The 26048-nt window shown below is 59.1% G+C and carries 25 protein-coding genes; 15 read left to right on the top strand and 10 right to left on the bottom strand.

The annotated features are described in order from the left end of the window. Positions 1–29: 29 nt before the first annotated feature. Positions 30–1217 (bottom strand): sensor histidine kinase, encoded by a 1188-nt coding sequence (locus tag EOW68_RS01590; protein ID WP_431358689.1) that lies wholly within the window; start codon positions 1215–1217, stop codon positions 30–32. 203 nt (positions 1218–1420) lie between these two features. Between EOW68_RS01590 and EOW68_RS01595 the strand changes: the two genes are divergently transcribed. Beyond that, positions 1421–2341: a halocyanin domain-containing protein gene (locus EOW68_RS01595; protein ID WP_128223429.1), complete on the top strand. Its 921-nt coding sequence runs from the start codon at positions 1421–1423 to the stop codon at positions 2339–2341. 22 nt (positions 2342–2363) lie between these two features. Here the strand turns inward: EOW68_RS01595 and EOW68_RS01600 are convergent, their stop codons facing one another. Both EOW68_RS01600 and EOW68_RS01605 read right to left on the bottom strand, forming a co-directional pair. Further along, positions 2364–4406 (bottom strand): primary-amine oxidase, encoded by a 2043-nt coding sequence (locus EOW68_RS01600; RefSeq protein ID WP_128223430.1) that lies wholly within the window; start codon positions 4404–4406, stop codon positions 2364–2366. A gap of 79 nt (positions 4407–4485) precedes the next feature. Further along, entirely contained in the window at positions 4486–5664 is a 1179-nt protein-coding gene (locus EOW68_RS01605) for an AI-2E family transporter (protein WP_128223431.1), read from the bottom strand. Between the two features lie 393 nt (positions 5665–6057). Between EOW68_RS01605 and EOW68_RS01610 the strand changes: the two genes are divergently transcribed. The 3 genes from EOW68_RS01610 to EOW68_RS01620 all read left to right on the top strand — a co-directional run bounded on the left by EOW68_RS01610 (position 6058) and on the right by EOW68_RS01620 (position 8545). Continuing rightward, a complete protein-coding gene (locus tag EOW68_RS01610) occupies positions 6058–6483 on the top strand; it encodes a cobalamin B12-binding domain-containing protein (protein ID WP_128223432.1) in 426 nt (141 codons plus the stop codon). Between the two features lie 10 nt (positions 6484–6493). Continuing rightward, positions 6494–7534 (top strand): methylmalonyl Co-A mutase-associated GTPase MeaB, encoded by a 1041-nt coding sequence (gene meaB / locus EOW68_RS01615; protein WP_128223433.1) that lies wholly within the window; start codon positions 6494–6496, stop codon positions 7532–7534. A 78-nt stretch (positions 7535–7612) separates the two neighbouring features. Continuing rightward, a complete protein-coding gene (locus tag EOW68_RS01620) occupies positions 7613–8545 on the top strand; it encodes an alpha/beta fold hydrolase (RefSeq protein WP_128223434.1) in 933 nt (310 codons plus the stop codon). 12 nt (positions 8546–8557) lie between these two features. On the opposite strand, the gene EOW68_RS01625 is transcribed toward EOW68_RS01620, so the two are convergent. Beyond that, positions 8558–9901: a RimK family alpha-L-glutamate ligase gene (locus tag EOW68_RS01625; protein WP_128223435.1), complete on the bottom strand. Its 1344-nt coding sequence runs from the start codon at positions 9899–9901 to the stop codon at positions 8558–8560. Between the two features lie 79 nt (positions 9902–9980). Between EOW68_RS01625 and EOW68_RS01630 the strand changes: the two genes are divergently transcribed. After that, positions 9981–10991: a succinylglutamate desuccinylase/aspartoacylase family protein gene (locus EOW68_RS01630; RefSeq protein WP_128223436.1), complete on the top strand. Its 1011-nt coding sequence runs from the start codon at positions 9981–9983 to the stop codon at positions 10989–10991. 6 nt (positions 10992–10997) lie between these two features. Here EOW68_RS01630 and epsC read toward each other — a convergent pair whose 3' ends face one another. Beyond that, entirely contained in the window at positions 10998–11870 is an 873-nt protein-coding gene (gene epsC / locus EOW68_RS01635; protein ID WP_128223437.1) for a serine O-acetyltransferase EpsC, read from the bottom strand. Between the two features lie 215 nt (positions 11871–12085). Then, positions 12086–12901: a nitrilase-related carbon-nitrogen hydrolase gene (locus EOW68_RS01640; RefSeq protein ID WP_128223438.1), complete on the bottom strand. Its 816-nt coding sequence runs from the start codon at positions 12899–12901 to the stop codon at positions 12086–12088. A gap of 109 nt (positions 12902–13010) precedes the next feature. On the opposite strand from EOW68_RS01640, the gene EOW68_RS01645 reads away from it, so the two are divergent. The 3 genes from EOW68_RS01645 (at position 13011) to EOW68_RS01655 (ending at position 15564) form a co-directional block, all read left to right on the top strand. Then, complete coding sequence (locus tag EOW68_RS01645; protein WP_128223439.1) at positions 13011–13925, top strand: DMT family transporter; 915 nt, start codon at positions 13011–13013, stop codon at positions 13923–13925. Between the two features lie 123 nt (positions 13926–14048). Beyond that, a complete protein-coding gene (locus EOW68_RS01650; protein WP_128223440.1) occupies positions 14049–15026 on the top strand; it encodes a phosphoadenosine phosphosulfate reductase family protein in 978 nt (325 codons plus the stop codon). A 43-nt stretch (positions 15027–15069) separates the two neighbouring features. Next, on the top strand, positions 15070–15564 hold the full coding sequence (locus EOW68_RS01655; RefSeq protein ID WP_128223441.1) for an acyl-CoA thioesterase: 495 nt from the start codon (positions 15070–15072) through the stop codon (positions 15562–15564). Positions 15565–15610: 46 nt separating this feature from the next. On the opposite strand, the gene EOW68_RS01660 is transcribed toward EOW68_RS01655, so the two are convergent. Both EOW68_RS01660 and EOW68_RS01665 read right to left on the bottom strand, forming a co-directional pair. Beyond that, a complete protein-coding gene (locus EOW68_RS01660; protein ID WP_128223442.1) occupies positions 15611–16081 on the bottom strand; it encodes a cupin domain-containing protein in 471 nt (156 codons plus the stop codon). Between the two features lie 41 nt (positions 16082–16122). Beyond that, a complete protein-coding gene (locus EOW68_RS01665) occupies positions 16123–17643 on the bottom strand; it encodes an alpha/beta hydrolase family protein (protein ID WP_128223443.1) in 1521 nt (506 codons plus the stop codon). A 184-nt stretch (positions 17644–17827) separates the two neighbouring features. On the opposite strand from EOW68_RS01665, the gene EOW68_RS01670 reads away from it, so the two are divergent. The 3 genes from EOW68_RS01670 (at position 17828) to EOW68_RS01680 (ending at position 19465) form a co-directional block, all read left to right on the top strand. Then, positions 17828–18184 carry an RNA polymerase Rpb4 family protein gene (locus EOW68_RS01670; protein ID WP_128223444.1) on the top strand — a complete coding sequence of 119 codons (357 nt, stop codon included), beginning with the start codon at positions 17828–17830 and terminating at the stop codon, positions 18182–18184. Between the two features lie 50 nt (positions 18185–18234). Continuing rightward, positions 18235–18591, top strand: a complete 357-nt coding sequence (locus EOW68_RS01675; protein ID WP_128223445.1) for a hypothetical protein — start codon at positions 18235–18237, stop codon at positions 18589–18591. Between the two features lie 541 nt (positions 18592–19132). Next, positions 19133–19465: a DUF7344 domain-containing protein gene (locus EOW68_RS01680; RefSeq protein ID WP_128223446.1), complete on the top strand. Its 333-nt coding sequence runs from the start codon at positions 19133–19135 to the stop codon at positions 19463–19465. A gap of 289 nt (positions 19466–19754) precedes the next feature. Here the strand turns inward: EOW68_RS01680 and EOW68_RS01685 are convergent, their stop codons facing one another. After that, positions 19755–20225, bottom strand: a complete 471-nt coding sequence (locus EOW68_RS01685; RefSeq protein WP_431358693.1) for a DUF1269 domain-containing protein — start codon at positions 20223–20225, stop codon at positions 19755–19757. 573 nt (positions 20226–20798) lie between these two features. Here EOW68_RS01685 and EOW68_RS01690 point away from each other — a divergent pair. From EOW68_RS01690 to EOW68_RS01705, 4 genes are all read left to right on the top strand, one after another. Continuing rightward, positions 20799–22127, top strand: coding sequence for a metallophosphoesterase family protein (locus tag EOW68_RS01690; protein ID WP_128223481.1), 1329 nt, complete (start codon positions 20799–20801; stop codon positions 22125–22127). A 250-nt stretch (positions 22128–22377) separates the two neighbouring features. Then, entirely contained in the window at positions 22378–23136 is a 759-nt protein-coding gene (locus tag EOW68_RS01695; RefSeq protein ID WP_128223448.1) for a mechanosensitive ion channel family protein, read from the top strand. Between the two features lie 379 nt (positions 23137–23515). Further along, positions 23516–24118: a hypothetical protein gene (locus EOW68_RS01700; RefSeq protein WP_128223449.1), complete on the top strand. Its 603-nt coding sequence runs from the start codon at positions 23516–23518 to the stop codon at positions 24116–24118. Then, a complete protein-coding gene (locus tag EOW68_RS01705; protein WP_128223450.1) occupies positions 24115–24777 on the top strand; it encodes a DUF2238 domain-containing protein in 663 nt (220 codons plus the stop codon). Before EOW68_RS01700 ends, EOW68_RS01705 begins: the two co-directional genes overlap by 4 nt. Positions 24778–25151: 374 nt before the next feature. On the opposite strand, the gene EOW68_RS01710 is transcribed toward EOW68_RS01705, so the two are convergent. Then, positions 25152–26033: a mechanosensitive ion channel family protein gene (locus EOW68_RS01710; protein ID WP_128223451.1), complete on the bottom strand. Its 882-nt coding sequence runs from the start codon at positions 26031–26033 to the stop codon at positions 25152–25154. Between the last annotated feature and the right edge of the window lie 15 nt (positions 26034–26048).

Below are 26048 nucleotides of genomic sequence, written 5' to 3' on the forward strand. Positions count from 1 at the left end.
ATACACTACTGGCCTGTGGTATAATCGTTTTACTCCGAATCCATCCCCGTAATCTCGAAGCGTGCCCCACCACTCTCGGAGGTTCTCACGTCGACAGCCCAGCCGTGGAGGTCGGCGATCCGTTCGACGATGGCGAGTCCGAGCCCAGTTCCGTGTTCGTCGGAGCTGTATCCCGGTTCGAAGATCCGGTCCTGTCTGTCTTCGGGGATTCCAGTACCATCGTCGGAGACGTAGACACCGTCGGAGAACTGACCCACCGTGACGGTGACGGTGCCAGACTGAGTTGGATTCCGACCACCCGGAGCGCCGTGTTCCACTGCTTCCTGTGACGCTTCCGAGTCAGGGCTTGTCGAACCGTGTTCGACGGCGTCATCAGGAGCCTGTGACTGAGGGCTCATGGAGCCATGCTCCACGGCGTCATCAGGAGCCTGTGACTGAGGGCTCATGGAGCCATGCTCCACGGCGTCATCAGGAGCCTGTGACTGAGGGCTCATGGAGCCATGCTCCACGGCGTCATCAGGAGCCTGTGACTGAGGGCTCGTCGAACCGTGTTCGACGGCGTTTCGGAACAGATTCTCGAACAGTCGACTCGCGCGATCCCTGTCGACGACGACCGTCGGGAGGTCGTCGGTAACCTCGAACGTTGCGCCGTTGGTCTCGACCGTCTGCCAGGCCACCCGTGCGAGTTCGCCCATATCAGCCCGCTGCTCGGGGTTGACGACGTCCTCGCCTCGTGCGAGTGTCAACACGTCCTGGATGATCCGCTCGATCCGGTCGTGGGCCTGTTCGACGTGATCGAACTGTTTGTCCTCGTCAAGTTCACGACCCGCACGGAGTCTGGCACGGGCCACGTCGAGTGGGTTGCGCAGATCGTGACTTAGCACACTCGCCATCCGGTCGACCCCGAGTGACGTTGTCTCGGTTTGCTCGTCTACAGCGGTAAACAGCAAAAGCCCCGGTTCGTCGTCACCTGGTGGGATGACCCGAACCAGATACTCCTCGCTGGTGCCATTCTGGACTCTGAGACGCTCTGTTTGTTCGAACGTTGGCCGGGGCCGTCGAAAAGAGAGGCTGGTCTCGAACAGTTTCTGGAGTGGGTCTCCCTGGTCGAGATTACAGATTGATCCGAACTCGTCGTTTCCTTCCTCGACGATCGGCTTCCCATCCTCGAAGCAGTAGCTGCATGCGGGGTCGGGATACCGTTCGATCGATACCATCGGGCTCTCGGTCATCTGTCTGGATGGGTGGCAGCCTGGCATGCGAAATCAGCAACCCGGATCGTCATCGGTACTGTATCTTTTGATGGGAACTAACTTAGTGGTGGATTCTAGCTATACAGAGAATCTCGGACGGGCTTCTGTTTTCGTGATAGTACAACAAACATATACTGGTGGAGTAGAAACAGTCACACCGCAGATATATGACTCGAAGCCCTCCACCGATCCAGCGACGTCGTTTTCTGACAGCAGCAGGCGCGACGGGACTCGCTGGGCTGGCAGGCTGTACAGCACTGACCGACGACGGCGAACAGGAACAGACGGCACCACAGACAGCGGCTCAGGACGACCTGCAAACTGATAGTCCAGCGCAGGTAGTCGAGAGCTATCTCGAATCAGTCACCACAGTACAGAAGCGCAGAGCAGAACTGCACCACAGCGCGGTCAGTGAGACGTTCACTCTCGGAGAGATCACTACAACAGTCGTCGAAGAGGATCTCTCGAGGGGTGAGGTCAGCGAGCGGACGTATCTCGATAGCGAGCAGGTCGAGGAAATCGTAACAGATGCCGAGACCGCAGTCGTCGAGGGAAACGTCGAAATCACCCAGTCCGGCGAAACGGTCAACGAGCAAGTCGAGTGGCTCGTCGCAACGGAAGGCGGTGAGTGGCGGCTGGTCGATCAAGGGTCTAGCGGGAGTAACTCTGGCGGCGAGAGTGATTCGGAGTCAGAGACAGAAGCGGTGCCGGAACCGGACCCCGAGATGCCGGCGGCGGTACACGAGTACATGATCGACAACGACGTTCAGGCGTACGACGGCTCGCTCGCCGACAGAACCGGAACGGAGTCGGTCACAATCGACGTCGGTGGCGGCGATCAGGGGCTGGCATTCGACCCACCCGTCGTCCGTGTCGATGCGGGAACCGAAGTGGTCTGGGAGTGGACCGGCGAAGGTGGTGCCCACAACGTCGTCTCCACGGACTCTCCCGAGGAGTTCGCGAACGAGGACGTGACAGATGAAGCAGGCCACACCTGGTCACAGACGTTCGAACAGACCGGTACCTACTTCTATTACTGCCAACCGCACAAGCCAATCGGGATGCACGGTGCGATAATCGTCGAATAGCTCGACAACCCGGGCTATTCAGTTACTCGTCGTCCTCTCTAAAGGACTCCTGGTTTTCGGTTTTCCACCGCTCGACGTCCTTGATCGCGTGTTCCGGTGGGACGTCGATTGCCGGATTCTCCTCGAAGAAATTCACCGGTTCGAGTTTGAGCGACATCATCTTTGCAGGGAGCACCGGCCAGTCTTCCGGCGCACAGACGTGGGTCTGGTTCAGATTGTACCAGACGACGATATCTTCGTTGTCGACGGAGCGATCCTGCTGGCTCCAGGCGGGCAGCCCCTCGCCGCCGGGGCTCTGGTTCGGATACTCGCCAGCGGGGAACAGTTCGTCGTCGTCGTACTGGGTCACCCAGAAATGTTTGTCTGCGAGCCCGAGCCGTTTCGTATCCGAGGAGCCGGGCTGGGCGGCGAATGCCGTGTTGTTGCCGTTTTTCTGGCGCAGCCGGTAGCCGACTGGCTGTCCCGTCGCCTCGTTGGTTTTGTTCTCGTTTACGATCTCCCAGTATCGGCCTTTGTGGGGGTTAGTCAGCGCCTGTGCCTCGGATTCGGATTCGAATTTCTCCCGTTTGGCGTAGGCAGCGTTTCCGTACCGATTCGAGTGGCCGCGGTCGGGTTCCTGGTGTGGTTCGGTGTCGTACCCCTCCGGGCCGTAAGGGACTGGTTCGAGTTCGACCTGTCTGACCGAGTTTTCCAGGCCGTCCATCTCGACATCCAGCCGACAGGTGAACACGTGCTGGTGGATCATCGACTTGTGATCCGGGCCGACCATCTCGGCGTAGCCCGACTCAGTTTCACCCGGCGGGGTCAGCCCGGTGGCGTTACAGCCCGTCAGCCGGACCTGTGCTTCGATGCTGCCGTCCTGGTAGAAGTACCAGTAGAAGGCGAAGTCGTAGTTGCCGATCGTCGAGATGAAGGAGACGACGAGCCGTCTGTTTCGCCGCACTTCGTCGTCACCGACCCGCCAGTCGTGGTGTTTCCAGAGCAGGCCGTAGTCCTCCTCGTGCAGACAGATGGCGTTCTCGATGACCGAGGGCTCGCCATCGGGGCCGTTCAGGATTGCATCGAAGTAGTGCATGTAGCCGAGACAGTCACAGCCCTCGGTCAGCGAGTTCGCGAGCCGACCGAGTCCGTACTCGCCGACGTCGAAGGGAGTCTTCCAGTAGTGATCCGGGTCGGGGTCGTTGTACGGCGTCGCTACCTCGGGGAAGGAAGCCCGGTTGATGATGCTCCTGCGCTCGCCGTCGTCTTCGTATTCGATATCGTACAACACGAGTCCTTCCCGGTGGTTGAAGCCGACGCGGAGCTGCCAGTTCTGCCAGCTTATTTCGCGGCCGTCGAGCTCCCAGCTCGGCCCCTCCGGCTGCACGACGTTGTAGGGCGTCAGATCCTCGCGGAGGTCCCGGTTTTCCTCCCGGTAGTGGTAGGTTTCGAGGTTGTTGACGACATCGGGGTTGGTGACGCCGGTGTCTACGATCTTGACAACCTCCTTCTCGTCGAGATCGACCCAGGCGTGGATTCCTGACAGTGGTCGGTTGTACGCGTTTGCGCCCTGTTCGTCCTCACTGGCTTTCACCCAGGAGACGCCGTGTGCGAGTCGCCGGTCACGGTCGATATCCTCGGGAACGAAATCGTAGCCAGCGGACCACGCCGTGACGATTGCCAGATCCGGATCTGCACCCCGCTTCCGGACTGCCTCGCGGAACTGCTCGTTACTGGTGACGACCGCTTCGACCTCGACGAACTCCTCCCCGATCATCCGCGGCTGTGCATTCGGGAGATTGTCCCACCGTCGGACTGTTTCGTCGTCCAGCGAGATAATTCCTTCGTAGGTTTCGCGTTCGACTTTGTCCCTGACGACGATCTTCGCCCGGCGGTCGACAGGTTCCCCCTCGTTCTCGTAGGCGCGCATCGCCGCTTTCGAGGGTTCTTTCAGTGTAATTTCGACGTACCGGGTCTGTTCGGAGAGCTCTTCTTCGGTGTCCAGAATCTGTCGGGCGGCGTCGATCTCGTCGGGAGCCAGCGGATCCAGCGGATGGTCGACGGGATAACTACTGTTGGATCCCATACTCAAACTGATCAGTTGTATTGTATTAATTTTTGCCACAATACGCAACTGATAATTGGGCGGCTGTACCAGGAGACTGTTATTCGGCTTCCTCACTGTCCGCAGCGGGGGATACCTCGGGCGTGTCGGGTCCGAGCGTTCGGTTGCCAGCGCGGGGTAACTCGGAGCGATCGGGTTCGAACCTGTCGAGTGTCGTCTGGGTGGTCGGTGGATCTGTACCCGAGACGATATACGGCAGCAGAACAGTCACTGCATTCGTCAGACAGATCAACACGATCGGAGCCAGAAAGAGGCCGTAGAACCCGAATACCGACGGCCCGACAATGTATGCGATTATCAGCAGTCCCGAGTGTGTCTCGTCGCTGCTCACCTGGGCACGGATGACGATGTCGGGGATGAAATCGATGAGGACAGCACTCACGAGCGCGAGGGCGGCCACGGGGACGAGCAGTTCGGGCTGCCCGGCGATCCAGGCTCTCGCTGCGAGGGCGATCGTGACCGGCACGTACACCAGTTTGATACCGATGGCGGGAATGAGACTCCCGATCCCCGACAGCGCCCCGGCGAGTGCAGGGAACGGCACTTCGATGAGCGGCGGGACGAGGGCGTTGTAGCCGTAGAAGGTGACGATACTGAGGATCGCAGCCACGAACACGTTGACAATATTCCCGAACAGTGCGAGCGAGAGTTCCGGATCGACAGCCCTGACGTACCGGCCAAGTGTTCCGGAGTCGTCGTATGTCTCCACCAGCCAGGAGACGAGTTTTGGGCCGTCGACCAGCATATAATACGTCGCAGTCAGAATGAGAAGCAACTGAACGAAGAGGCTGCCGAGGATGCCTGTGGCACCGATCAGCGTGTCAAAAACGAGATCGACATCGACCTGGGAAACCTGGCCGGTGAGGAGCCGTTCCAGTTCGTCGAGGTCGAGTCCGCTGATGTTCAACTCCGCGATCAGCCGATCTGCAGTCCCGCCATCGAGGAACCTGCGGAGTTCGATGGCGACGACGGTCAGTGTGTACCCGATTAAAACGAGAAACGGGAGCCCGAATAGTGTGATCGATACCGCTGCCCTGGTTCGTCGACCGAGCCCAAAGCGAGTCAGAAACCGGAAGATCGGACGGACAGCGTAGTACAGGAAGACGGAGAACACCCAGACCGCAATAAAGGCCAGCAGCGCGTAGCCAACGACGAGAAACAGTGCTCCCGCGACAGTCGCGATGGCGATCCGTCGACGGAGTTCTGGGTCAATAGGCATGATCGTAGCGGCCGAGACACGAGATTCTAGCCGTACATTCGGACAGCAACTTCGTCGGAATGGTCCAGTTGCTCGGCTTCGTGTCTAGTGAGGGCAATTTTTTATAAATAGCACTGCGCCTACTGATAAATCCCCCGGTCGTGTTTCCGAGGGAGAACGTCTGCTCAGAAGTTTATACACTTTGACGGTGTAGATAGTCGTGGCGGCAGACAGACGCCGCCCCCGCCCCAACCCAGTCGGAAGCAGCGGCCGCTGCTTCACTTTTTTAGCTTTTCTCGCACTCACCTTCCACACCACCGTGCTCCGGAACTGATCGCTGACACCCGCTATAAATCTAGATAATCCAATATATCTATCGAAAAAACCAAACGGCAACCGCGCGAAGAGATAGCTATGGGTGTAGATCAGGAACAGGCCGGGCGGACGATCCGCTGTCTGGTGGCCAAAGTGGGGCTGGATGGCCACGACCGCGGCGCACACGTCATCTCGAGAGCCTTTCGGGACGCCGGTTTCGAGGTTATCTATTCGGGTCTGCATCGAGCACCCGAGGAGATCGTACAGGCAACTGTCCAGGAGGACGTCGACGTTCTGGGGATCTCTATTCTCTCGGGGGCACACGATACACTTATCCCGGAGATAATCGACGGCCTCGAAGAGTACGATGCCTTCGAGGATACGCTCATTCTCGTGGGTGGCATCATCCCCGACGAGGACGAAGATGAACTGCTCGAACTGGGCGTCTCGAAAGTGTTCGGGCCGGGGGCGTCGATGGACGAGATGATACAGTTTGTCAGAGAGAACGCCCCCGAGCGCGAGTGATGACGACCATATGAGCGATCTCGTAGCCGAACTACTTGCAGGCAAACACCGCGCGCTGGCCCGTGTGATCACGAAGATCGAAAACCACGAACCGGGCTATCGCGAACTCGTCTCACAACTGCACGAACACACCGGCACCGCCGACGTGATCGGCATTACCGGTTCGCCCGGCTCCGGGAAATCCACACTCGTCGACAAACTCGCCGCGACCTACCGCGAGCAGGGGTTGACTGTCGGCGTGATCGCGATCGACCCCTCCTCGCCGTTTACCGGTGGAGCCGTGCTCGGTGATCGAATCCGGATGGGATCGAACATCGGCGATATGGACGTCTTCTTCAGATCCATGTCTGCCAGGGGGACCCTGGGTGGTCTCTCGACGGCGACGACTGACGCTGTCAAGGCACTCGACGCCTTCGGCAAGGACAAGATTCTCATCGAGACCGTTGGCGCCGGTCAGAACGAGATCGATATCGTCAAAACAGCAGAGTCGGTGCTCGTGCTGGTGCCGCCGGGGAGTGGTGACGACGTCCAGATGCTCAAAGCGGGCATCCTCGAAATCGGCGATATCTTCGTCGTCAACAAGGCCGATCTAGAAGGGTCGGATCGCACCGTCCAGGAGTTACGGGAGATGCTCGGCTACCGTGAGGGGCGTGTCCCGAGTACCGTCGGTCACCACGGCACGTCGGATGTCGACGCGACGATCGAAGGCAGTGATGCGGACGACGGGTGGGAGCCAGAAATCGTCGAGACGGTCGCCGAACGCGGAGAGGGCGTCGACGAACTACTCGACGTACTCGCTGATCACCAGGCGTATCTCGACAGCTCCGGACGGCGCGAACAGCAGCGACGACAGCGCTACGCCGAAGAGATCCGGACGCTGATCCGCGAGGATGCAAACAAGTTGCTGGTCGAAGAACTCGAAGCCCAGGGTGGCCTCGACAACTTCGTCCAGCAGGTCGTGGATCGCGAGATCGATCCTTACACCGTCTCGGATTCGATCGTCGAACCGATCGCCGACTGCCTCCGTGAGCGACGGGACGAATCCGAGTGAGCTATCCGAGACGTTCAGAACCGGTGGGAAATTTCCTCTTTCAAGAACACTAAACGCCAAGCGTGCATAGAATAGGATATGAAAATTCGGACAGTACTCGGTGGGGCTGTCGGCGTCCTCGGCGGGACAGCGATCGCGAATCGACTGCTTTCGGCCGACGAGACGCAGTTCGAGCCGTTTCTCGACGGCGATCAGGGAAGCTATCGCTGGCGTGGGTTCGATATTGCCTACACGGAACTCGGCGATCCAGAAGCGCAGGATCTCCTTCTGATCCACGGCACCAGCGCTGCCGCGTCGAATCACGAGTTTTTCACTGTCGCCGACCGACTGGCAGAGGAGTACCACGTCATCGCGCCGGATCTCCCGGGCTTTGGCCACTCTGACCGACCGCCGCTACTTTACTCTGCGTCGCTGTACGAGGCCTTCGTCGAGGATATCGTCGCCGATCTGACCGACGAACCGGTCGTGGTGGGTTCCTCGCTGTCGAGTTCCTACGTCGCCGGGGCAGCGAGAGACGCCGACGTCTCGAAATTGGTGTTGATCTGCCCGACGGACTCCTCGATGGGGGGCCGACAGGTGTGGCTGCGTGGCCTGCTCCGGTCACCCGTCGTCGGGACTGGCCTGTTCAACCTGCTCGCGAGCGAGGCCTCGATCCGTCATTTCAACGAAGATCACGGCTACTACGACATGAACAATCTCCCCGAAGCGGTGATCGACTACGAGTGGGAGACAGCCCACCAGCCGGGAGCACGGTTCGCGCCAGCCTCTTTCGTCAGTGGCTTCCTCGACCCCGAGGAGTCACTCGAAACGATGCTGTCTGCTGTCGATGCCCCGGTCACGTTCGTCTGGGGGCGCAACGCGGATATTTCGCCGCTTTCCGAGGGGCGCACACTCGCGGAACGTGTCGATGCCGGTCTCGTGGTCTTCGACAAGGCGAAACTCCTGCCTCACGTCGAACATCCCGAGCAGTTCGTCGACGTCGTTCGGGAAACAGCGAGAGTCACACAGTAAGTTCGAGGGTCGCTACTCTTCTGTCTCGACTCCCGGCTCCGGCTCGCGCTCGTCCGCCCGTCTGGTTACGTCGACGTGGTAATCTTTGAGAACATCCCGTCCGAGCAATAGCGGATAATCCATGTGATCCCGGTCCTCGACGCTCGCGGTGACAGTGTGCTGTGTCCCACCGACGCCGATCACGGTGTCGACGACCGGGCGGGTCTTGCTCTTTTTGTCGCTGCCGGATTTGATTCTCACGGTGTCTTTGATCGGTCCGGTCCCGATCTGGGCCGCCAGTTGCAGGTCGATACTCGACCGTGTTGCGCCGGTGTCGGACTTCGCGAACACCGTCCGGGAGCCCCGCGTTCCACTGACGACAACCTCTTCGATGTAGCCGATGACCGACGGCTCGACCGGGTCTCCGAGTGATTTTCTGGGGACGGCTGCTGGCCGAGAATCGTCCAGTTCCCTCGCGAGGTCGGCGACCGCATCGTCGTCGACAGTCGCGCCGCACTGTTCGGCTGCGAGTTTGACGATCGCTGGCCCCGGGTTCGTCCCCGTGGCGGCGAACAGTCCACGGAAGCCTGCCGTCGGATTTACCTCCAGGACGTACCACTGGTCGCCGTCGTCGATCAGATCGACACCGCCGTAATCGAGCCCGACCGCGTCAATCGATCGGCGTGCGATCTCCGCTGCGACGTCCGGCAACTCCCCGCTCGCATCTTCGACCCGGCCACCGAGTGCGACGTTGGTTCGCCAGTCACCTTCGGGTGCGTGCCTGTACATCGCGCCGATAACCTCGCCGCCGACGACGTAGACCCGGGCGTCCCGCTGGATTCCCTCCTGGTCGATGTACTGCTGGAGGAAGGCTTGCCGGTCACCGACCCGCGTGTTGACCGGCTCGTCGAGTCCGACCCGCCAGGTGCCGCCGCCGTGGGTTCCGATTGCCGTCTTGTAGACGGCCTGATCGCCGAATCTGTCACGGCGCTGGTTCAGTTTGTCGTTCGCGAGCGCCATGATCGAATCCGGAACGGGGACGCCTGCCTCGGCCAGCACGACGGCGGCGGCGTACTTGTGCATCGCAGTGAGAACAGCATCAGGCCTGTTGAGCATCGGCCGCAAATTCTCGAAGACACGGGCCAGACCCAGATCCTCCGCTGGCTGTGTGCTCGTCGACATGAGTAGCCGGTTGATGACAACGTCGACCTCCGGTTCGATACTGACCTCACTGTCGGTAATCGAGACCGCGGTGTTCTCCCGACGGAGCCAGGCTGTGTCGAAGCCCAGTTTCTCCGCTGCATTCAGAATTGCCTTGCTCTCCTTGCTGATATGGAGGCTCAGAACACCGATGGTGGGTGCGTCAGAACTGCTCATACAGTTGGTTATGAACTGGGGCATCTAAACGACTCCCGTTCGTCGTCAGAGCTAACTGGTCCGGCGACAGATTGCAACCATGTCGGACGCTGACCCGTTCACGTTCGACGGTGGCCGGGTCGATCCAGGTGAGACCGAAAACATCCGGTACACCGTTACAGAGACGTACCTCGGAGATCCCGTCCGGATCCCCGTCACCATCGTCAACGGGGAACAGGCTGGGCCGACGCTGTTTCTCTCGGCGGCCGCACACGGCGACGAGCTCAACGGGATCGAGGTCGTGCGGACCGTCGGCCACAGCTGGGATCACAGCGATCTCTGCGGGACGCTGGTCTGTCTACCGGTGTTGAACGTCCCCGGCTTCATCGCCCAGCAGCGGTATCTCCCGATCTACGACCGTGATCTGAACCGCTCCTTCCCAGGCGCAACCGACGGTACGAGCGCCAAACGGATCGCCCACAGCATCTTCCGGAACTTCATCCAGCCCTGTGATCTCGGGCTCGATTTCCACACGTCGACGCGTGGACGGACGAATATGCTCCACGTCCGTGCCGGCCTCGCAAACGAGACCTCGGAGCGCCTCGCGAAGGCTTTCGCCTCGAACGTGATTATCGACAAACAGGGGCCGAGTGGCTCGTTACGTTTCGAGGCAACCGAGGCCGGTGTCCCCACGGTGGCCGTCGAGATGGGGGAGGCCCACCGGTTCCAGCGCGAGTTCATCGACGAGGCACTCGTGGGCGTCGAAAGCGTCCTCGCCGAGTTCGGAATGCGCGAGACAGCCACTGTCCGGTGGCCGGGCTGGCGAGCCATCATCGCCGGCAGTGAGGAGAAGACGTGGATCCGGGCCGATGTCGGTGGCCTCGTCGACGTGCAGACGAGCTACGGTGATCTGGTGTACGAGGGCGAGACGATCGCACGGATCACGAACCCGTTCCAGACGGAGATCACGACCGTGACCGCACCGTTTACCGGTCTGCTCGTCGGCCTGCTCGAAAACCCACTCGTCTATCCCGGCAACCCCCTCTGTCATCTCGTGAAAGTCGACGACCGGACCCGTCGCGCTATCGAGTACACGAAGTCCAGCCCGTAACTGCCGTCAGTCCTGGGGAGATTCGATGCGTTTACGCTCCTGTTTCGGGTGTTCCGAGACGTACACCTTCGTGTGGTCCGGGATGTCGTCGGTGACCCAGGAGTTGGCACCGATGCTGACGTGATCGCCGATCGTGATCGCACCGAGAATCTTGCTCCCCGCACCGATGACGACGTTGTTGCCGATATCCGGGTGGCGTTTGTAATCTTTCTTGAGTGCGTGCTCGTCGTCTTCCTGGTGTTCGAAGTGTAGGGCACCGAGCGTGACATCCTGATAGATCCGGACCCAGTCACCGATCGTCGTCGTCTCGCCGATGACGACACCGGTGCCGTGGTCGATGAAGAAGTACTCGCCGATCTCCGCACCGGGGTGGATGTCGATCCCGCTGACGGTCTTTGCGGCCTCGGTGAGCTCGCGAGCGTACACCTTCGCACCCTGGTTGTAGATCTCGTGTGCCACGCGCTGGACCATGATCGCGTGGAATCCGGGGTAGGAACGCACGACCTCGACGTGTGTTTTCGCCGCTGGGTCGCCCTTGAACGCCGCTTCGAGGTCTTTCTTGAGTTTGGCACGGATCTCCGGCAGTGTCTCGATGACGTTCGCCACCAGTTCCATCGGGTAGGCGACGTACGGGCACATCCCGCGGTAGAAGAGGTCTCCGAGCTCGTTGAGTTTCTCCTCGATTTCACGTTTGTCTTCGACTATCGAACACGAGTTCCAGCACCGGGGGAAAAAAAGTGTCTTGAGAATATCGATCTCGGCACACTGGGAGGTGCGTTCCGGAAACTCCGGACAGTCGAGCGTCGGCAACTCGTCACCATCCTCGGCATACGAGTCCCGAAGTCTCCGGTGGACGTCCCCACTGTGTTCGTACTGCATACTACACTATTCTTGTCGGATCGGTTTAGGCGTTCCGAGTAGAGAGAAGCCGTGGCCGTCCGGACGGCCACGTACGGCGTGCCATCCCGTTGCGGCCGAGTGGAGTCGCGAGGCCGAGAGCCCTGATACCGGCTGTGACGTGAAAAGCGCCTGTACCGGCATCAAGTTCTTTCTACCCTGGATAGTTAAACCTCTCGGCGGAAACGCGGCCGCAGTCAGTACGAGTCACGCCGGTCCGCGAGTGCTGGAAACTCTTCCCGGCGCTGTCCGACCCCGTCTGGATCGAGTTCTGCCATCACCAGTCCCGCTCGCTCGCCGGCGCTCGCGATCGGTGTCCCCCAGGGATCGTACACTGTCGATCTACCCACGAGGGCAGCTTCGTCGAACTCACCGACACCGTTGGCTGCTGCGACGTACATCAGATTCTCGATCGCCCGCGCTTTCGGGAGCGTCTCCCAGTGTTCGACCCGCGGGTACGGCCACGCGCTGGGGACGAGCGTGAGTGTCACTTCTGACTCGACGAGGCTCCGATACAGCTCCGGAAACCGGAGATCGTAGCAGGTCGTGATCCCGATTGTGAACCCCTCGTCCTCGACGGTTGGCACTGACTGGCCTGGTGTGAGCAGTTGCTGTTCTGCCGACTGGTAGCCGAACAGATGCTGTTTCCGGTAGATCGCCCGCCGTCGCCCAGCTGCATCGATATAGACAGCTGTGTTTGCATACCCCTCGTCTGCGGGTGTTTCGAAGCCGTGTTCGGTCGAGGCTTCGAGGTCTTCGACGAACGACCCCGCGAGAATCGAGATCTGCTCCTCGGTAGCAATGTCCTGCAACTGATTGATCGTCTCACCGTCGATCGGTTCCGCCTCCCGGGAGTAGCTGTCGAACGCGAAGTAGCCGACTGTGAACATCTCGGGGAGGCAGACGAGATCACAGCCCCGGTCGGCAGCCTCCCTGATTGCCTCGGTCGCTCGCTGTCGGTTCCGGTGGCCCTTCGCCCCCTCGATCTGTATCTGCGCCAGTCCGAGTTTCATACGATAGCTGTCTGATCGGGGCTACGGACGGTCGCCACAAAGAGCTACGGATCGAACCAGCGTAACCGAGTATCGTCAGTGCTATGGAGCCGTCAGCCCAATCGCGACTGTGTCACGTTTCCGGGATCTGGGACTGTTCGTTACGCTCGCGGTTTTCTGGGGATTGTCGTTCCCGGCGATCTCTGTCGGGCTCGAGAAGTTACCTCCGCTGCTGTTTGCGTCGTTCCGATACGACGTTGCAGCGATCCTCCTGCTCGTTTATGCCCTGCTGATGACCGACAACTGGTGGCCCGAGGTGCGGACCGATCGGGCAGCCATCCTCGCCGGCGGCGTCTTTCTCGTCGCTGGCAACGGATTCCTGTTTATCGGCCAGCAGACGGTCCCGAGCGGTGCTGCGGCGATCATGCAGACACTGGTCCCAATCGCAACTGCTGTCTGGGCGCTTTTGATCCTCGGTGAACGACTCTCTTTTCTCGGAACGGCCGGTGTTACAGTAGGGTTCGTCGGGATCGGATTCGTCATCCAGCCCGATCCGGCCAATCTTCTGGGCGGAGATACAGTTGGTCGGCTCATCATCATCGGACAGGTCGTCAGTGTCGCCCTCGGCGGTGTGCTGGTCGAACGCGCCAGCCCGTCGATCAACCGGGCAGCCTTCACTGGCTGGTCGATGCTACTCGGTGCGCTGATCCTCCACGCGGTGAGTCTGGGTGCCGGTGAGCTACCCGGGAGCAACGTCACGACGCCGACGGCTATCGGCTCGGTGCTCTACCTCGGAGTGTTCTCGACAGCGTTTGCCTTCCTGATTTTCTTCTACATTCTCGGCACGTACGGCGCGTTCGAGGCCTCACTCGTCTCCTATCTGGTCCCGATTGTCGCGACGCTGGTCGGTGTCTTCGTGCTGGGGGAGACGATCAATCTCCTGACGATATTCGGCTTCGGACTCGTCGCGCTCGGCTTCACACTGTTGAAACGCGATGCGATAGCAGAAGTCGTCGACAGCTCGTTCAGTCTGGCCAGACTGTAGGCAGGCGGCTACTCCCTCTCACCGGAGCAGTGTCAGTACTGCACAGACTGTGTGTGTCGTTCACAACCACTCTCCAGGTCCAAAAGGTACTTAATCGATGGTCTAATTATATATCATTACACCATGTCAGAACCACAGGAATTTCCGGCGTATCTCGACGTCGATTACGACGCGGGTGCAGGTGAGGATCCTGCAGATTACCCGACCGTTGCGGACAAAGTAGAGAAAGCGATCGAGGTAACCCGCGAGGGGCTGGAAAAATACGAGAACCCGGCCGTCATGTGGACCGGCGGGAAGGACTCGACGCTGACGCTGTATTTCATCAAGGAAGTTGCCGAGGAGTACGGCTACGACGTGCCACCGGCCGTGTTCATCGACCACTACCAGCACTTCGACGAGATCCACGACTTCGTCGACCACTGGGCAGAGGAGTGGGATCTCGATGTCATCTACGCACGCAACACGGACGTCGGCGAGTACGCCGAGGAACACGATCTCGAACCCGGCGACGACATCCCGGTGTCGGAACTCTCCGAACACAACCAGCACCACGTCCGCGAGATACTCGAATACGAGGAGGACAGCTTCCCGTTCCTGCTCGACACCTACGTCGGCAACCACCTGCTGAAGACGGTGGCACTGAACGACACACTCGAAGAGTACGACATCGACGGCGTCATCTCCGGTGTCCGCTGGGACGAACAGGAGGCCCGCGCCGACGAGACCTTCTTCTCGGCGCGTCACGACCCCGATATCTACCCGCCGCACGACCGCATTCAGCCGATCCTCCAGTTCGACGAGGCCGCCGTCTGGGACGCCTTCTGGCAGGTCGTCGTTCCGGAGACTGTCGAGGGCTACCCGGACGACGGCTACGTCCCGGAGAGTGCCGACGACCTTCCGGACGGTGTGTCAGCCGACGACATTCCGGTCTCGCCGAAGTACTTCGCCGGCTTCCGGTCACTCGGCAGTGAAGTGAGCACGGAGAAAAGCGAAGAAGAGCCCGCCTGGCTGCAGGATCTGGAGTCGACGACCGAGCGCGCCGGTCGCGCACAGGACAAAGAGGACCTGATGGAGCGACTGCGCGATCTCGGCTACATGTAGATCGGCCACAGTTCTATACTCCCGCGCTGCGATTTCTTTTCACATGACCGACAGCGACCGTAGCGGCGCGACCCTGGCCAGTTCTTACACCGAGATGACCGAGCTACTCCAGCCAAACGAGGCGAACTCACTCGGGCGCGCCCTTGGTGGCGTCGTACTGCACTGGATGGATATCTGCGGTGCGATCGCCGCGCTCCGGTTCACGAACCAGCAGGTCGTCACCGCGTCGATGGACGCTGTCGATTTCATCTCGCCGATCGACATCGGCGAAATCGCCGTGGTCGAAGCGTACGTCTTCAAAACGGGAACCACGAGTGTGGACGTGAAAGTTGACGTCCACGCCGAGGATCCACGGAAAGGCGAGCGCAGAGAGACCACGTCCTCGTTTCTCACGTTCGTCGCGATCGACGACCGGGGCAAGCCGGTCGAAGTACCTGAGTTGGTCTGTGAAACAGAAAACGAGGAAGCTCTGCGCGAGGAGGCGATTGCGGACCGTGAGGAGAAACTGACCGAATTGATCGAACGACTCGGCGGCTGATAGTGGTTCCTTGGCGGCACAGACTCGCAACAATCACCATGACCACTCACTCCCAGTAGTCGGTTTCCGCATCCATCGGAAAGTAGCCCTCGAACGTCCGTTCCTCGCGGCCACCCGGTGGAGAGCCGACGTAGACACCGAATTTCTCCATCTCCGGATAGATCGTCACGTCTGGCTCTTCCATCGTCGAGATGGCGAGATACCGGAGTGGTTCGTCGCTGTCGTTGATGACACGGTGGCCACCGCGTTCGTCCGCTGGGAAGTCGAGAAAGTCCCCCGGCTCCAGGTCGCTGTTGCCATCAGGTGTCCGAATCTGGCCGCTCCCAGCGAGCACGTAGATCGCCTCCGCGTTCGCCGTGTGGTAATGATACGGCCAGGAGCGTTCGCCTGGTGGGAGTTCGTACAGACTACAGCCCAGTTTCTCCGCGTCGACAGCGTTTCCGAGTTCCTTCCGTCTGAACGTCGTTTCCGGGGTTTCGTACTCGTTCCACTCGATATCCTCTTCGTTGACGTGCATACAGACTCGTCCAGCGGAGAGGGCAAAAATACAATCCTCACTCAAGCGAGAACTGTCCGCACTCCATCGGATTCCTCTCTGATTTCGTTTTCGACGAACGTTGCAATCCTGTCGATAACTCGCTTGTCGACCTCGTTGTCCAGGGCGTACTCCGCCTGTGTCCGCTCCCCCTGACTCTCCTGGAAGAGGTGGTTCAGATCGTCGTAGACGGTTATCTCCACGTTCTCTTTGCCTTCCAGCGCATCCCGCCAGATCGGGAGGTCGTCCTCGACCGTGAGCTGAAAATCCTGGCCACCCTGAATCAGGAGCTGTGGGATCTCCAGCTCTGCCGCTGTACCGGTCTGATCGTAGTTCTGCAGACTCCTGTAGAACTCCCGGCCACCGAACCGAACGACCTCGTCGTCGCCGATCTCCAGATTTCGGATCTTTTCAGCCTCCCGTTCGACACCCTGGAGAAATTCCTCGCGCAACGAACTGTCGACTGGCTGGAGGTCGAACAGGTGTCGGGCCTGGCGCTCGATCAGATCGCTGAACGGGCCGGCCGGGCCGGGTGCGAGCATCACAGTTCCAGCGAGATTTCCGTCCATCCGGGCGATCCGGGGGGCGAGCCCCCCGCCGAAGCTGTGTCCGGCGACGAACAGCCGGTCGTCGGCGACCTCCTCGAAGCTACGAAGTTCCGAAATAGCAGTCAGCGCATCCTCCGTCACGATATCGTCGATCGTGGCGTCTGCGAGATCGGGCTGGCAGGCGTAGGTTCGTTTGTCGTACCGCAACACAGCGATACCCTGACTCGCCAGACCCCACGCAATTTCCGTATATGTCCGGTTGGGGCCGACCGTGTTGTCCCGGTCCGTGGGTCCGTTTCCGTGGACGATGACCACACCGGGGACCGTCTCGTCGGTGTCTGGCAGTGACACCGTCGCGCCGAGTTCGCAGTCGAGTGGCGTCTCCAGCCCCACCTCTTCCTCGACGAAGCTGTCTCGATCGGCGTACTCCGGTGGCGTCCATTCCTGGACCGGAACAATCTGGAAGGTAATCACTCCATGCGCACTGTAGTCGACGACAACCTGATACTGGTCGCCATCCACCGTCACGTCCAGGTTGTACCGGTTGTTTCCTCTGACGGTGCCGAAGTACACGACCCGATCGATCGAATCGATCTCCGCTCCGGAGCCGACCACACCTGTCCAGGCCCGTTCGAGTTCCGTCGCACCGAAGGGGATCGGTGCATCGGGATCGACCCACTCGCCGGCAGTCTCGAACTGCCCGTCTGCGAGTAACTGGACGAACTCACGGGAGCGCTGGCGTAACGCGTCCCGGTCGTCGAACGAGTCCGGGACCCCCGAAGGTGGATCACCGTCGGTCTCGCTCCCGTCGTCACTGGAGTTGGTTTCGTTGCCGTCAGTAGCGGGGGCTGTCTCGTCGTCGCCCCCCATACAGCCAGCGAGTGAGAGGGCTGCTGCAGTAGCCGACGTCGTCTGGAGGAACTGCCGCCGGGAGATACTTCCACGCGTCTGTCTCAGTTGCTCTCGCAGTACTGGACGGGATGGTGCTGGTATCATTGTTGTAGTCGTTTCGTTGCGGTATAGTTATTACATTGGTGTGTTTCCGACTGTGAAACAGCACTGGGGAGCTCTGGCAGCCACGACAAACACCAGAACGTCGGCGCTCCGTTTCCGAAGGTATTTTATCTTCGGTTGTCTACATCGTACAAACCGCCGACCATCTCGGTCGCAGTCGCCTACCATGACAATATTCAAAGAGAAAGTAGACGAGGAGTATCTCACCGTCGCAGAAACCAAGGAGATTCTGGAAGATCTGCAGGCAGAGCGGGCTGCAGACGACGATCGGGAGATGCGATACGAACTCTCCCGGGCTATCGAACACGTGAACATGTTCGCGGAGCTTACACCGGAGCAGTCCCGCGAATTCGTCGAACAACTGCTCGAACTCGAGAAAGTCGACGAGAAAACAGCCTACAAGATCGCCGATACCAGACCGCTGGACCGGGACGAACTCCGCGCACTGTACGCCCAGGAACGGTACTCCCTCTCCGGTGACGAACTCGACGAAATTCTCAACGTCGTCAAACAGTACGCCTGAGCCGTCCCGGAACCCGCAGGCTCATAGTTGTCGATTCCCTCTATCCGACTATGACGCGGGAGTTGTCTCGGCGCCAATTGATTCAGTCAGTACCGGTCGCTCTAGCGCTCGGGCTGGCTGGCTGTTCGACCGACGTCGAAGAGGAGGAAGTACGGGTCGTCGGGCGACAACCGGCGGAACTGAAAGAGCCCGTCACCGGGTCGATAGATGTCGAAGTCCTCGTTCACAACATCGGAGTTGCCAGTGACGTGGAAATCACTGTCGAAGCGGTCGATATCGACGAGGATGTTGTGGCGACGAACTCGATCGTCGAACCGTTCGAACGCGACGAACAGCGAACTGTCTCCGTCGAGTTGACGCCCAGTCCGAAAGCAGATATTATTTTCGCGGAAGCAGCGATCGTGTGAACTACCCTGACCTACCGCGCTCGGGGCTACCCGCCCCTCGCTTGTTGAGGACAGGGCTTCCTGTTTCTGTGTCGGAATTTATACCCGACGTGGGCAGAGGGATTCCAGACTCTGCAGGCGACTTCCCTTCACAGGCGGTACGGAGTGTCCCACTCCTACCGAGTGGACACTCGGCCACAACCGACAGTGCGCGCTTCTTGTCGCGCTTGCACACCATCGGAAGCGTGGCGAGCATCGTACTACCGACATCGGCCGCAGGGTAGCAAGGCTATGCCGTGCAGTGAATATTAAACGATGACGGCGTGGACGAATCGCGGAGCGATTCGTTCGCACACCAGAAATCTAAGATTTCTGGGGACGCTGTATCCCCGCCCTACTCGCTCACTTCGTTCGCTCCGTGAGGACTGGGGCTTCGCGCCTGTAATCAGCTAAATCAGCACCGCAGTATCTATGGAATTAGTAACTGTTATTATAATTTGGGCCTAATGATAGATTAGGATGGACCTGCCTGGGGTGGCGTAACTGTCCAGAAAACAATACCATGACGCTCTTAGAAAAACCCCGACCAATAGACCGAACATTCGATTTACTCAGACATCCGGTTCGTCGGCGTATCCTCTCGCTTGTCATCGAGCACGATGCCAGGAGTGAAGACGCGTTCAGTGTTGCCGACATCGAAACGGAAGACGACGCGATAGAACTCCCGACCGTTGAGTTGTCTCATTCGCAACTGCCCAAACTGACCGAGGTAGGCTACATCGAGTGGGATGTGGATACCAATACGATTCAGCAGCGGTCGAACTGTGATGAGATTGCGCCGTTACTCGATTGGATGGCCGAAGACGAACTCCTGGGGGGTGGCCTGGCCCAATGAGCCTGGGTCTCCGCGGATATCTTTCCCGACTCGGTGGGCGCACAGATCCCGAGACACCGTCCTCACGTCAGGATACCGAGCACGAAACCCCCACGGTCCTGTATTCGTGCCCTGCGTGCAAGAGGACGTACATCAGCGAGGAGATGGACTCCTGCTCGAAGTGTGGCATGTCAGTCACTCGGATTCCCTCGGAGCACGAGCTAGGCCTCTCAGCAGGACGATCGTAGCTCACAGTTGGTACGAACTGTCTACTTCGTGGAGACAGAGATGTTGACCGGAGGTCAGCGATTCACCCGGAGACGTCCTCGGCAGCGAAGGTCTCGCGCAGGTGGGTTTCGTCCTCGGGGGAGAGGTTGGTGTGGATAATCTCGAATTCGTACTCGAAGTCAGATAGCTCCTGCTCGATGCGCTCGACGTTGCCCTCGCGGGTCAGCAAGAACAGTGCGGAGTTTTCGGGTTCGATCGCGTCTCGAATCTCCTCGATAAAGTCGTCGTCAATGCCGATGTCACCGAGTTTTCCCGAGAGTGCGCCGGCGGCGGCACCGGCCAACAGGCCGGCCCACGGAGCGAAAAACAGGATCCCGATGAGCATACCCCAGAAGGCGCCACCAACCGCTCCCGCACCGACGAGGCTGTGTGCCTGCTTGATCTTTGCGCGCCCTTTCTCGTTACGAACGACCACTGCCGCGTCATCGAGTTTGATTAGCTCCCGTTTCTGTAACTCGTACATCTTGTCGCGCATTGCTTCGGCACCATTCATATCACCGAACCTGAGTACAATTAGTGAACTCATCGATTCCCAGTATGCTGTACTCGATATTAGTTATCAAGTGACATTATTGCGCTAAGATTGTCGTAATCATCCATCCGTCCAGACGGAGACTCGGTATGAGTCGTCATCTTCTCTCCCTGGATTCCGGTTGTCGACAACGGAAGGCACGGACTCACAAGCCCAGGATCGTCTCGCAGTGCACTAATTTTCAATTCTCACTCCACACGCCCGTTCGGACAGGGTGGGCTTATTTACCAGTGGGACGGTCACTACGAGAGTACTACTATAATAACTATTTCTCGAACCGCTCATCTATCAATATGTCTGCATTCGATAGGCTTCGTTTCGACATAGCAGTTGCACGAAACCGTTACTCCCGAGGCTGTCACCAACAGCGTCGCAATCAGGACTTTACCCCCTACAGTAGTCGGTGTCCGGGGGCTCCACTGCGATCCGAACCGATGGGGCCGGTCGGTCGACGAGACGGAGACGCACAGATCGCAGCAGACCAAACCGAGTCGAAGGGCTGTGCCACAAAAAAACCGGACAGCGAGTAGCGACATGGCCGACGTCTACTACCTCATCAGCGACCTCCACATCGGCGGGGACGAGCAACTCCAGCAGGTGGACTTTCTGGACGAGTTGCTCGGGTTCCTCCGGGAACTCGAAGAGAACGACGAGGACGCCGAACTGATAATCAACGGTGACGCGTTCGGGCTGTGGGAGTTCACGGAGTTCGAGGGCCCGGAGAAGTTCGACGCCCTTCTCGACCGGTATCCCGACCTGTTCGACCAGCTTGAAGCGACTGGCCGAGAGATACCGATCACGCTTATCCCTGGGAACCACGACTACGAACTCGCCGCGTACCCGGCCTACGTGGAGCGACTGGCCGAGTACAATGTCACGCTGGAGCAGGAGGTATCGATCGAACGGAGAGTTGGCGACTCACTCGTCCACGTCGAACACGGCATGCAAGAGGACCCGAACAATCGGATTCCGGATTTCGGGAATCCGTACGCGAACCCACCGGGGTACTTCGTGAACCGCCAGATAACGAGTCGTGCCGGGAAACTCTCTGACCGTGGCAAGTACAACTGGCTGAAGGACATCCAGGCCGTAACACCCATGACCGAGATCCCCGACTGGCTCGTCTCGAACTACTTTTATCGTGAGATGAGCCCGTGGTTGCGTTACTCGGTCGTCCCATTCCTCCTCCTGTTCAACGCAGGTGTGCTGTACGTCGCGATGTTCGCGCTCGACTGGTTCGACGTCTGGTCGCTGCCGCTCACGCTGGTCGAGGAGGTGTTCAGCTTCTTCGGGTCGGCTGGGCGACTGGTCGAACTCGTCTTCGTCGGAAATCTGGTCATCATCCTGCTGTTGCTTGCAATCTCGATCCCCTTTTCGGTATTCGTGTGGGATGCGCGAAAGACGCTTAGACGGTTCGGACTCGTTCGGTCACCAGCCGAACGGGAGCCCGTCGAAAAATACTACGACAGAGCCAGAGACGTGTTCGCGTCGGAACCGGAGGTCGCTGTCTACGTATACGGGCACACGCACCGTCCGGCAGTGACTGAAGTCGACAATCGACTTGTCGTCAACACTGGGACGTGGCTCAAACGGCTCAATCGGGTCGATCCTCCACTCGGAGTTCTCCCGCCGGTCTACTACTCTACTTACCAGCTCAACTACTTCCGTCTCTCCGCGACCGACGATGGCGACGTCCTCGTCGAGTACGACGTAATCGAGAAATCGGACCCGGACGAGGAGACGTTGCTCCAGCGATTACTCACCCGGTCACCGCGGCGACAACGGAACCCTCCTGACCGGACAGTCGTGAACCGTACTATCGAGGGGAGTTCGCAACTGAACGAGTCGACGGTCACAGAGTGATACTGGTGGCTATACATTCGTAAAGAGATTCCCACCCCGGGTGTGCGAAATTCTTCAGTTTCGTATAGCCACCAGTACGAGTTGCATTTCATCGCCGAACAGTATCACGCTAATACCTGACAGCCGCAAGTCGATCGTGAAAACGAGATACCTCTATTCTGTTGTGAAATACAAGAATTCACACAATTACCAGGGCCAGTGCCGCGGAAAGTCACAAATACCAATATTCTAATAAGTTCTGCAGATAACTATGGGTTTCACAAATTCCCATCTGTTACAAACCGACGTACCGGGCGTTCCAGATTACCTTCAGGAGACCGTCGAGGGGACCATCAACTTCCTGCCCCAGCTCGTTGGCGCAGTTATCATCCTGCTCATCGGCTGGTTCATCGGGCGTCTCGTCGCCGGAAGCGTCCGACACGTTGCCGACCGAACCGAGATCGACCAACTCGTCATGAAAACGCCGCTCGGTGGAGTGCTGGGCGGCAGTGAGAAGGCAGTATCGTCGAGTATCGGGCGTATCGCTGCCTACTTCGTGTACGCACTGGCGATACTCGCGGCGGCCGACGCCCTCGCGGTTGAACTCCTCTCGGAGTGGATTGCGACGGCAGTCTCGTATCTGCCGGCATTCGTCGCGGGTGCGCTCATCATCGTCGTCGGATTTGTTCTCGCCGACTTCCTCGCCGACATCGTCGCACATACGAAGACGGTCACAGAAACCAGCTATACCGGTATATTCTCCGATGGAGTGCGTCTGTTCCTGTATTTCATCGCGATCGTGATCGGGCTGGGCACGATGGGGGTCGATGTTCAGATCCTCAATACGTTTGCACAGGCCGCGGCCTATGGACTGGCCGCCGGTATCGCTCTCGCCATCGGCATCGCGTTCGGCCTCGGCGGTCGGGACTACGTCGCCACCAACATCGGTGACTGGCTCCCCGGACGCGCGCCGGACCCCGAACCATCCCCGATCGGTCAACCCGATGGTGGTGAGGAATCGGCCGATTGAATCTCACGATACCGTCGCGAATTTTCTGCGAAATCGCGTCGGATGCGGGCGAAAGGGCGTTTGCGACTCTTGTTGGGTGGCTGACTTTGGAACGGTTCTCGACAAATAGCGTCGGTGATGCATCCGTCGTTTGACGTGATGTTCACCCCTCGTCTCCAGTCGGATGGATCTTCACTGATGTCCGGAGACGCATTGTCGTGCAGAGTCGCACACTTCGGTTCAGTAAATTAAACTATATCAATTTTATTTGTATATCTCTGTAATGTAACGAGTACGAATCCTGATAATACACTGATATGCAAAGCTAGCGTATGGATCACTAAGCACTACTGGCGGTGTAGCATGTAGAAATGGGTCCGCTGCTAGGTGTGCACAGATAATGATACAAATGTTACCTGAAAACTGGTTCGTCAGAGACACGAAACTGAACGCCGTCATCTCGTGGGTACTCACGGGGATGCTGGCAGTGACGATCGCCGTCGGGCTGGTAAATAGCCGGTTCGACATAGTGATGCTCGCCGGTGCCGCAGCGATTGTCGCCGTCGTCCCGCCTCTCGTCTCGCGTAACTGGCAACAATCTGTTCCGTGGCCGCTGCTCCTCGTCGCCACGTTCCCGCTCGTCTTCGGCGCGAGCGGGTCGTTTTTCGGCCTCGTTGTCGTCGGCATCGGCATCGCGGCACTGGCACTCCTCGTGGTGGTTGTCCTCCAGATGACGACGACAGTTCGAATGACGCCAAATTTCGCTACTGGGTTCGTGATGATCTGCACCCTCGGGACAGCCGGACTGTGGGCAGTCCTCTCGGCTACCTCGGCACGGTTTCTCGGATCTGCGTTCGTTGAGACGAACGATCAGTTGATGGGCGTTTTCTCGGCCGCGTTGGTCGCAAGCATCCTCTCCGGGCTCATCTTCCGCTGGTACTTCCGGCGACAGCTAGAGCGGAATCGCTCGTCTGGCTCCCCCGAGGAGGCACAGATAGCATGAGCCTCGGAGAGTACGTGAGCGACCGTCGACAGCGCCAACTGGTTCACGTCCTGCAGGCTGCGATGGGCGGGATCCTTCTGGTCGGCTTATTTACTGGCGAGTACGGAATCGTCGTCAACGCTGGCGTCGGACTGGCCGTAACCTTCCTCCCAGCAATCCTGGAGCGGAGCTACCGATTTACGATGGGCGTCGGTATCGTGCTCTGGATCACTGCCGCGATGTTTCTGCACGCCCTCGGAGTGGTCCCGCTCCCGTTTTTCGACTTCCAGAGCGCATACTCGTCGACGTGGTGGTGGGACCACATGACCCACGCGCTCTCGTCGTCGCTCGTCGCCGGTGTCGCCTACGCGACGGTTCGAGCACTCGACGAACACACGGAATTTATCAACATGCCGCCGACGTTCCTCTTCGTGTTCATGCTCATGTTCGTCCTCGCGTTCGGTGTCATCTGGGAACTCCTCGAGTTCTACATCAGCGTCGGCGCAGAGCTACTGGGGACCGGATCCGTCCTCACGCAGTACGGACTCGATGACACTGTACAGGACCTGTTCTACAACTCCCTCGGTGGGATCGCCGTCGCGATATTCGGTGTGACCCGCCTCTCGGGTGTGTCCAGTCAACTCGCGGACCGATTCGAGGGAGCGTCTCCGAGACGCTGATACTGCTGGCTGTCAATTCGGACAAATATTCGACCACCGTGAGAACGAGTGCTCACGAGGATCGCCGCACGCTGTTCGACTCACCCCACGTCGGGTCGACATTCGTTCATTTCTTACAGCCACCAGTATGACTCCCCGGAGTCCGCATTTCTGCGTCAGTTAAAAGCCGACAGACGACGACAACAGAGAGATTCAGGACTCATCGTGATTGTTGCGAGTCTGTACCGCTCTAGGGACGCAAATTCTGTGCTATACGCCGTGAGACGTCGATATCCGTGACTCGGTCACGAAAATAACCGCAACAATCATTATCAATGTGGGATCACCGACTGGCGAGAGCGTCGCGAAAGTCGTCTCGGCTGGAAGACCCGCGTTCAGTCGCCAAGGGCCTGTTCGCTCTCTCCCACAGTCGTCACCTCGACGCCGCCGGACAGCTCTGTGTTGGGGTACGGTATACTGATGCCCTCGGAATCGAACCGTTCTTTCACAGTCTTGACGAACTGCGCCCGTACTGCTTTGACGTTACTCTCGTTGGTGTTCGTCCAGACGCGACCCGAGAGGACAACAGCCGAGTCGCCGAGTTCTTTGACCGGGGCCGTCGGTTCGGGGTCGTCGAGCACACCATCGACCCGGGATCCCGTGTCGATAATGGTGTCCTGTGCCTGTTTGATGTCTTCGTCGTATCCGATGCCGAAGTCGACCGAAACCCTGCGTTGATCGTTCGCCACGTTGTTTATCACCACTGCAGTGGCGAGGTCGTTGTTCGGGACGGTAACCAACTCGTTGTCGAGCGTGTCCAGTTTCGTCACCCGCATCTGGATTTCTCGCACCACTCCGGTGTTGTCGTCCCACTCGATTCGATCGCCAACCGTGAACGCTTCGTCCTGGATGATAAAGACGCCAGCGACGAAGTTGGCGATAATATCCTGGGCGGCGAACCCGATGGCGAGTGTGAGCGCTCCAGCCAGCGTAGCGAACGCTGCGAGGATGGCTCCGAAGCCAGCAACCGCTGCAGCTACTGCCACCGCAAAAATGCCAAAGACGGCAGCAGTCGTACTCACGGCAAGCCCGATGAGCGTTTCATCGTACTCTCGGCGCCTGAGGCTCCGTTCCACTGCCCGGGTGATAATTGATTTTCCAATTGGATAGAAGACCGTGAGCACGACGACGAACAACACGATGGTCGTGACTGCGCTAACGAGTGGGGGGACGTACTGCTGCAGATCGAAGGGGATGTCTTGCTGTAGTAGTATCATTAGCCGTCTTAATAC

The organism is Halovenus amylolytica, from assembly GCA_004015825.1.
GTDB classification, from domain to species: Archaea; Halobacteriota; Halobacteria; order Halobacteriales; family Haloarculaceae; genus Halovenus; species Halovenus amylolytica.